Annotated in this window: 6 protein-coding genes; 1 reads left to right on the top strand and 5 read right to left on the bottom strand. The window is 65.1% G+C overall.

Annotated elements, in window-relative coordinates; translation table 11 throughout:
- From ACRDU5_RS10585 to ACRDU5_RS10565, 5 genes are all read right to left on the bottom strand, one after another.
- A partial coding sequence (locus ACRDU5_RS10585; protein ID WP_526614450.1) for a hypothetical protein occupies positions 1–284 on the bottom strand: 284 nt, incomplete at its 3' end.
- A complete protein-coding gene (gene relB, locus ACRDU5_RS10580; protein ID WP_526614449.1) occupies positions 281–619 on the bottom strand; it encodes a type II toxin-antitoxin system RelB family anti-toxin in 339 nt (112 codons plus the stop codon). The genes relB and ACRDU5_RS10585, both read right to left, overlap by 4 nt.
- Before the next feature lie 280 nt (positions 620–899).
- Positions 900–4,118 carry an ATP-binding protein gene (locus tag ACRDU5_RS10575; protein WP_526614448.1) on the bottom strand — a complete coding sequence of 1,073 codons (3,219 nt, stop codon included), beginning with the start codon at positions 4,116–4,118 and terminating at the stop codon, positions 900–902.
- Between the two features lie 1,072 nt (positions 4,119–5,190).
- Positions 5,191–5,343 (bottom strand): hypothetical protein, encoded by a 153-nt coding sequence (locus ACRDU5_RS10570; protein ID WP_526614447.1) that lies wholly within the window; start codon positions 5,341–5,343, stop codon positions 5,191–5,193.
- Positions 5,344–5,618: 275 nt separating this feature from the next.
- On the bottom strand, positions 5,619–6,794 hold the full coding sequence (locus ACRDU5_RS10565; protein WP_526614446.1) for a geranylgeranyl reductase family protein: 1,176 nt from the start codon (positions 6,792–6,794) through the stop codon (positions 5,619–5,621).
- Between the two features lie 403 nt (positions 6,795–7,197).
- Between ACRDU5_RS10565 and ACRDU5_RS10560 the strand changes: the two genes are divergently transcribed.
- A complete protein-coding gene (locus ACRDU5_RS10560; RefSeq protein WP_526614445.1) occupies positions 7,198–7,416 on the top strand; it encodes a hypothetical protein in 219 nt (72 codons plus the stop codon).
- Positions 7,417–7,540: the final 124 nt, after the last annotated feature.

The raw sequence follows: 7,540 nt of genomic DNA, 5'->3' as shown, positions 1-7,540 counted from the left end.
CCGAAACGAGTTGTCAACTTCAGTACGCTCACACCTTGCAACGACTCTTCTGAGGCGCTGAACGGCAACGGTTCAGTGCCGGCGGCGCGGATCTTCGCATCGAGCTCTCGAAGTGCGGCCGCCAAGTTCGCCAAGTTCGACCTCGCCCGCGCCGGCACGATATCGATGTCGATCGTCGACATTCCCGACCCCTGCAACAGCGCGGCGTAGCCGCCAATCAGCACGTAGGACACATCGTGCCGCGACAGCACCTCCACGATGGCCGAGGGGTTGAACTCGCTCACTTCGCCTCCCGCGCCAATCGCACCTGTTCAGCGGCAATGCGCGCTCGCTCGGCTGGGCTCCGCCGCTGCTCCTGCACCCAAAGCACGTCGTCATGGTCGTCATACGGCACCAACTGTGTCGACACCGACAGATCCACAGCGGCAAGGATTTTCGCCATAGTGGGGTGCGTGGGCTGCCGATTGCCGGACTCGATCTTGGCGATTGTGCTATACGGAACGCCCGCCTTCTCCGCCAACTGACGCTGCGTCAGACCCGCCTTCGCGCGGACCACCCGCAGGACATTTCCCGCCCACGCATCGATGCTGCGCTGGCTACGAGGACCAATGACAGTCATAACCCCATGCTACCTTATAAGGTAGCATGGGGCGAAGCCGCGGATCCTGCCCCTCCGAACATCCGATGATGACTTCGACCGTCGATTAATGGCCTGACCAGCTGGAACCGATTCATCAAGCGACAAGCAGAACGACGGCCGAGACAACGAATCATGTTGTGCTACCACAGAACTCGCAGTAGATAGCTGGTAACGGTGCGAGTTCGTATGCGCTGGGCGAGCGGTCGCGGTTTGCCCTCTGCCGCGCGCTGTCGGCAGAGCGACCAAGACGTCCGCCGAGTCACGTCATCGCCTCGGCTATCGCCATGTGCCCCTCGAAACCGGTGGCGCTGGCCATTTCTCGATAACGGCCGGCATAGTCCCGGTAATCGGCCTCGTCTCCATGGGCCCGGGCGAGCAAGGCCCGCAGCCGGAGCAACGGGAGTTCGTTCAGCACGAATCCGGGTTCGATGGGCACCTCCGCCAAACGCTCGATAGCGGCTTGGGCTTGCGGGAGGTCACCATCGGCGCCGCGGGCCAGCAGCGCCTCGACCAGCACGCTGGTGGGAAATGCGCAATTGATGTACAACCCCGATTTGAACAGCTCATCGAGCACCTGGCGGGTCAGGTTGATGGCGCCGTCCAGATCGCCGCTGTTGGCCTTGTCCTGGGCCAGATAAGTGTCGATGGTGGGTATTTGGACCAACATGAAGCCTTCCTGCAGCGCAGCGTCGCGGGCGCGGATGAGTAGCTCGATGCCTTCCCGGCGGTGCGGACCGTCCTGGTGCGCCAAGACAATCCCGCGGGCGTATTGAGCGGAGCTGACGGTCATGTTGTCGCCGGATCGTTGCGCGGTCTCCAGGAGTTCGGCGGTCTCTCGCAGGGCGCCCTCGCCGGCTAAGGAAGCACCGCTTGTCACTGTGCCGTACTTGTATAGGGCGAGTAGCGCGCGGGCAGTGGGGTCGTGCTGGGATACCATCGCGGCCGCTTCGTCGTAGTCGTCCTTCCAGCCCGGCATGCCGAGGCTGCCGCGCGCGGACCCGCGCATGGTGAGCGCGGTCGCCAGTGGTGATCCCAGGATCAGAGCGCCGTTGGTGGGATCGCCAGCGGCCAGATCGATGACCCGCTGGAATAGCCGCAGAGCTTCCCCGATATCGGCGGCAAAAAGCTTCGCCGCGCCGGCGATGTACAGCAGGCCTACCGTCAGTGTCGGGTCCCCGATCGACTCGAGCAGCGCGATGAGCTCGGAGGCCATCAACGACGCCTCGGCGATGCGGGCATGGGTGATCAATGTCGATGCCCGCCCGGCCATCGCGATGGCCAGCGACACCCGGTCACCGGCGGCGAGGGTCAGCTCGCGCAGCTCCTCGAACGCGGCGTCGTCGGCGTTGCCGCCTTTTCGCCATGCCGTCCCGTAGAGCAGCGTGCGGGGAGTGATGCGCATCGACGTGCGGTCCGGGTTATCGGCGGGTAACCGGTCGGCGATCTCTTGTGCCCGCAGCCAGCTCACCCGGGCCGCAGCGAGGTCGCGGTTAGTCGACCAGGCTGCGGCGCGCATGTGCCAGGAGTACGCGTCGCGGAGGTCGCTGGCGGCCTCGAGATGCTCGGCGATCAACGCCGCGTTCGCATCGGCGGCTGCCGGGTCGCCGGATTCGATCGCGGCAGCCAAGCGCCGGTGCAGCTCGGCGCGGTCGGAGTTGAGCTGCGCTTCGTAGGCCACCGTGCGGATCAACGGATGGTGAAACACGTACTCCGCGGCCCGGGTAAACCGCACCTGATCGATCAGCTCGGCCGCGAGCGACTCCTCCAGGCTTACGTCGACGCCCAGCGTGGTCAGCATGTCGACACCGAAGCGGGATCCGACCACCGCCGCGGCGCTGAGCGTGCGCTTGCCCCGCGGATCGAGGCGGTCGATGCGCGCGGCTATGGTCGCCTGCAGGGTGGCCGGCACACTGACCTCGGTGGCATCTGACCGGCACACATAGCCGCCCCGGTGTCCGTGCAGCACGCCGCGGTCGCTGAGATCCCGTGTGATCTCCTGCGCGAAGAAGGGATTGCCGCCGGCACGGGCCACGATCGTGGCCGCCACCTCGCCGATTGACGGGTCGGGCCCGAGCAGCTCAGCCAGCAGCGCCGAGGACTCCGAGTCGCTCAGCGGCGCAAGGGCAAGCGTCTGCGAGCCCGCGACCCGAGTCAGTGCGCCGCGATACTCCGGGCGATGGGTGATCAGCACCAGTGACCGGGTCTGCGAAATCACGGTGAGGAAGTCGGCCACCAGTGACTCGCTAACCTCGTCGATCCAGTGTGCATCCTCGATTACGTACACCGCCGGCTCGGTGTGGGCCAGCAAAGCGGCATTGATCAGCGCGGTCAACCGGCGCCGCCGGGCATCCGGGTCGATCGCGGCGACCGCGATGTCGGGGTCGCCTACGCCGAGCAGATCATCGAGCAGCACCAGATCCTGCTCGTCGGCGTCATCGACACGAGACCGCACCCGCTCGCGTGCCGCGGGGCCGTCCAGGCCGTCCACCCGGAACACCGCCCGCAACAGCCGGGTCACCACATGAAACGGGATGTCGATGGCATGAGACTCACAGAAACTCCAGAACACGTCGACGCCGCGGCCCGTTGCCACCTCGGCGACCTCTCGCACCACCCGGCTCTTGCCGATGCCGGCAGGGCCCACCACACCGACCACACCCCCGTGCCCCTCAATCGAGCGGTCCAGAATCCCTGTGGCGGCGGCCATTTCCCAGCGCCTGCCTACCAGGGGTGATTCGGCACGCGAAGCAAGCCCCTGCCGTGCCCCCACACTCAGTAGCCGACGGCCGGGCATCGCGGCATCGAAGCCCTTGACGTGCACGAGCTCCGGGTCACCAAGTACAACGAGATCATCGACGAGGCGCGCGGTGGAATCGCTGAGCATCACCCCGCCTGGCGGGGCGACCGACTCCATCCGCTGCGCCATCCCGACCTGCTCACCGATGGCGGTGTACCCCAGCGCACCCGAACCGATGTCACCGACGATGACCTGACCCGAGTTCATTCCGATCCGTAGCCGCAACGCCACACCATCCGCTGTCGCAATCTCCGCCGCCAGATGCTCAACCACCTGCTGCACTTGCAGTGCAGCCACGCAGGCGCGAAAAGCGTGATCCTCCAACGCCACCGGTGCCCCAAACACCGCCATGATCCCGTCACCGGTGAACTTGTCGACCGTGCCGCCGAACCGCTGCACCACCGCCGACGCTTGGGTGACCAACTCGGTCATGATCTCCCGCAGCCGTTCCGTCCCCACCGCCGCCGCAATATCCATCGAGTGCACCACATCGGCGAACAGCACCGTCACCTGCTTGAACTCCGCGGGCCGGTGCGACGCCGCGAACGGCGCGCCACAGGCATCACAAAATCGGGCACCGACCCGCGACGGCTCGGCGCCACAGGTCCCGCACACCACACCCGCCACCGTCACCGTCACCTCAGCCTTCACACCGGTCCCGGAGCGCAACGCGCTCAGCATACGGCGACGATCCCCGGGTGAAACGGCTATTACGGGCGCCGACTGTGTACGCCGAGGATCTGGGGGCGCATCAAAAGATTGGCCGTCGCTGTGGTCCGTCACTGTGACGTAAGCGGCGTATTGACAACAGGTGCGCCTTGTCGGCTCGGCGTGTAGACGATCAATTCACGCGTTGAGCAGCAGAGATCGTCCAATCGTCAAGGGGTGCGAGCACTTTCACTTAATGCAACTCGCATCAGTTGCATACCGATAAGCCACACTATGTCAAGTAAAAAGGGTCGCTACTTTATCAGCTGAATCAACCCGTTGCCCCCTCTTGGTGCGGCTGGTGAGGCCGCTCTTGCCGGTCGAAAAACGGCCTGCGACATACGGTTTCGCCGTAATCGTCTCGAGCGTCCAGACATGGGCACATGGTCAGGAGCGGAACTCGGCTACGTCGGTTCCCAGCTTATTTTCGTCACGAAGGTCGTCGGATATTGCTGGACGGCCACTTTCAATGAGCGTAGCTAAGTTGCTCATGTGTGCGCGATGACCGAAAATCCCCAGGCAGTTCCACAAATTGATATCGCGATTGTCACACGGGTGGCAAAATGTAATGAATATTCACCCAGGGGTCGTCGGGTCGGGCGCCCCCACAGCCATCCGGCCAACCGAAGGACCCCAGATGAAATCGACGAACACCACTGCATCGAGCACCGTGGCTCGCTGCCTGGCGGCAGCCACATTTGCGGTATCCATAGCCATCGGATCAGCCGCAGTTGCGAGCGCCGCACCCGGCGAATGGGACGTCGGGTTGTACGACAAATGTATCCAAAGCGGGTACACAGAATTCGCCTGCTGCGTTGCTTCCGACGGCGTCTGGGATGGCGAAAAGTGTGTGGCTCCTCCAGCCGATCAGCAAAGCGGACAGCAGCCGCTGAACCCTGGCACAATAGGGCCAGGAAACGAAAACGTGCCAGGCACATCGGCTCCGCAGCCGCCGCCACGCGTGGTCGTTCCGATCAGACCGGGCGAGGCCGTGGGATAGCTCAGTCAGGGCGCCGGCCGTGCGATGGCGATGGCCTCAGATCCGTTACTGCGCTTCGGCGCTGAGCGTGTAAACATGCCCGGGCGAGATGATCTTCGTGATCGCGTTGGCGAGCGCCGTGCTTGGCTCGCCGCCCTGGTATTCGATACCGCCCGACGAATACGGCGAAATTGAATACGGAAGGTTACCGGTAACCACGATTGCATCAGATGGATCAACGCTCTCCTCCGCCCAGTCTAAGTACAGTTGGCATGGGTCGCAGCCAATCTGGCATCTGACGGAGTTGGCAACTCCAAACTGACCACCCGGCCGGGCACACGGAAAACCTCGAATGTCAGGACGACGATGAGCCGACGAGTGGTCAGGTACCCCGGGCCCCGCATGCGCACAATTCGTCACAGTGACGCTTCCCTACCTGTCGGCTAGACGTTAAACATGCTGTCCTGCAAGAGATTTACGAAGAGCAACATTCGCTACCGGCCCGATAACGTGCCTTCCCAGAAGAGGAGGTGCGCACGAAACCCGGGATGGCTCACCCTGTCCAGCACCTTGAGCCCGGCGTTGGCGAGCGCCGGGATGCCGACCAGCTTGTGGAAGTACCGGCCGCGGCGGTACTCCTTGCCCCAGGCCGCCTCGATGACCTGTGTGTAGTTGGTGAAGTCGTCGGGCCCGCTGTTGGTCAAAGCCGCGATGGCGCACTCACCGGCGGCCAGCCCGGATTGCAATGCCTTGGAAATGCCCGCGCCCGACACCGGCCTGGCCGCACCTAGCGCATCGCCGGCGAACAGGACGCCGGGGCGCCACGGCGGCCAGGCGGTGAAGCCCATCGGCAGCCGCCACCCCTGCAGGGCCTTCGATTTTCGCAACTCGTCGATCGGTGGCAGCCCCCACTCGGGAGGCAGGGTAGCCAGGAATTCGCCGAGGAACTGGGTGGCGTTGATCTGCTGCCAGTTCTTGTAGCTGTTGACATAGCCCAGCCCAATATTGACCCGGCCACCGCCGAGCGGGAAAACCCAGCCGTAGCCGGGCAGCTGGTCGCCCTGGAACCGAAGCTTCAGGTAGATGTCGAGGCTGTCGGATTCCGGGCGGTTCGCCGGCATCTCGGCGCGGATCGCGATCGCCGAGTAGCCGTTGTACCGCGAGTCCAGCTTGAGCGCCTGCTTGATGGGCGAGTAGGCACCGTCGGCGGCGATCACCGCGTCGGCGAGCACCCGCTCCCCTGTCTTGAGCATCACGCCTCTGACCCGGCCGTCGTCGTCAACTATGGGGCCGAGGACCTCGGCGGACTGGCGCACCTCGGCGCCCGCGGACTCGGCGTTCTTGAGCAGCAGCGTGTCCAGCTCGCGACGACTGACGCCGTGGCCGTGGTCGGGCATGCCGGGCCGGCGCGGGAACGACAGCTCCCATTCGGTCGGGCTGAATATTGTGGCCCGGTTGAGGCGGTGGAACTTGGAGATCTCGTCGGCTAGGCCCATTTTTTGTAGATAGCTGACGGCGCGTGGAGTGAGGCCGTCGCCGCAGGGCTTGTCGCGCGGGAACTCGGCCTTGTCCAGCACAACCACCCGGGCCCCGGTCTGGACGGCCTGCCATGCCGCGGCCGAACCCGCAGGCCCGCCGCCCGCAATCGCCAAGTCATATCGCTGCGTCATCGGTCTCGCCTTCGATTAATCGTCGGGATTCTTGGTCACATTTGGTGCTGCGGCGCTACGCCGGACGGCCATGTCGCCGTCGTCGTCGGCCTATCAGTGATTCGGAGCACCGCGGCAGACGGATGGGACTTTCTCGCAAATGGCCGAAGGATGCTCAATGTCTCGTGCGCACGAGGCTTCGCGTTCGATCGAGGCACTAGACGACGCCTGAACCCAATTGAGTGCCAGCCGGTTGCTGCGTCGGGGTAGGGCGACGGTGCATCCGACGCATCACCGCCGGCCTTCGCGCTAGGGGGTGAGCTCGTAATGCGGCGTCGGTGTGCGCATCAGCTTGTGAGTCAGTCGCACCAGAAGGCGCGACTCGGCGCTGGCCGCGGTCCGCGACGGCGGGTCATTCGTCGGCGTGGCCCCTGGTGCGCCGATCGGGGCCCAACGCGGGATCGAGGTGCGCACCGTCAGCGTGGAGCCCGAGAGCGAGGCGATCGCCGGGCTGCTGGGACTCGCCGCGGAGGGCACGCTCGAGGTGCGGGTGGCTGGTCGCATGCCGCTGCACGACGCGGGGAAGGCATACGACAAGGTCGCCGGCGTCGGCCAGCGCGGCCGCTGGCTGCTTATCCCCTGACCCGGCTTTGCCGGTCGACTCGGCTGAGTTTGTTGAGCAGCAGCGTCGCGGCCACCGTTGCTCCGTCGGTGCGGATCGTGCCGGCGACGGCGGTCGCTCGTGCGCGGGTCTCGGGGGCCAGGGC

It is taken from the genome of Mycobacterium sp. (assembly GCF_050701515.1).
Lineage (GTDB): Bacteria > Actinomycetota > Actinomycetes > Mycobacteriales > Mycobacteriaceae > Mycobacterium.
This window is presented reverse-complemented; position numbering and strand designations above follow the sequence as displayed.

What these genes read in the sequence shown, in the direction of transcription:
- relB (WP_526614449.1), bottom strand. Translation starts at nt 619, where the DNA reads ATGACTGTCATTGGTCCTCGTAGCCAGCGCAGCATCGATGCGTGGGCG.
- ACRDU5_RS10575 (WP_526614448.1), bottom strand. Translation starts at nt 4,118, where the DNA reads ATGCTGAGCGCGTTGCGCTCCGGGACCGGTGTGAAGGCTGAGGTGACG.
- ACRDU5_RS10565 (WP_526614446.1), bottom strand. Translation starts at nt 6,794, where the DNA reads ATGACGCAGCGATATGACTTGGCGATTGCGGGCGGCGGGCCTGCGGGT.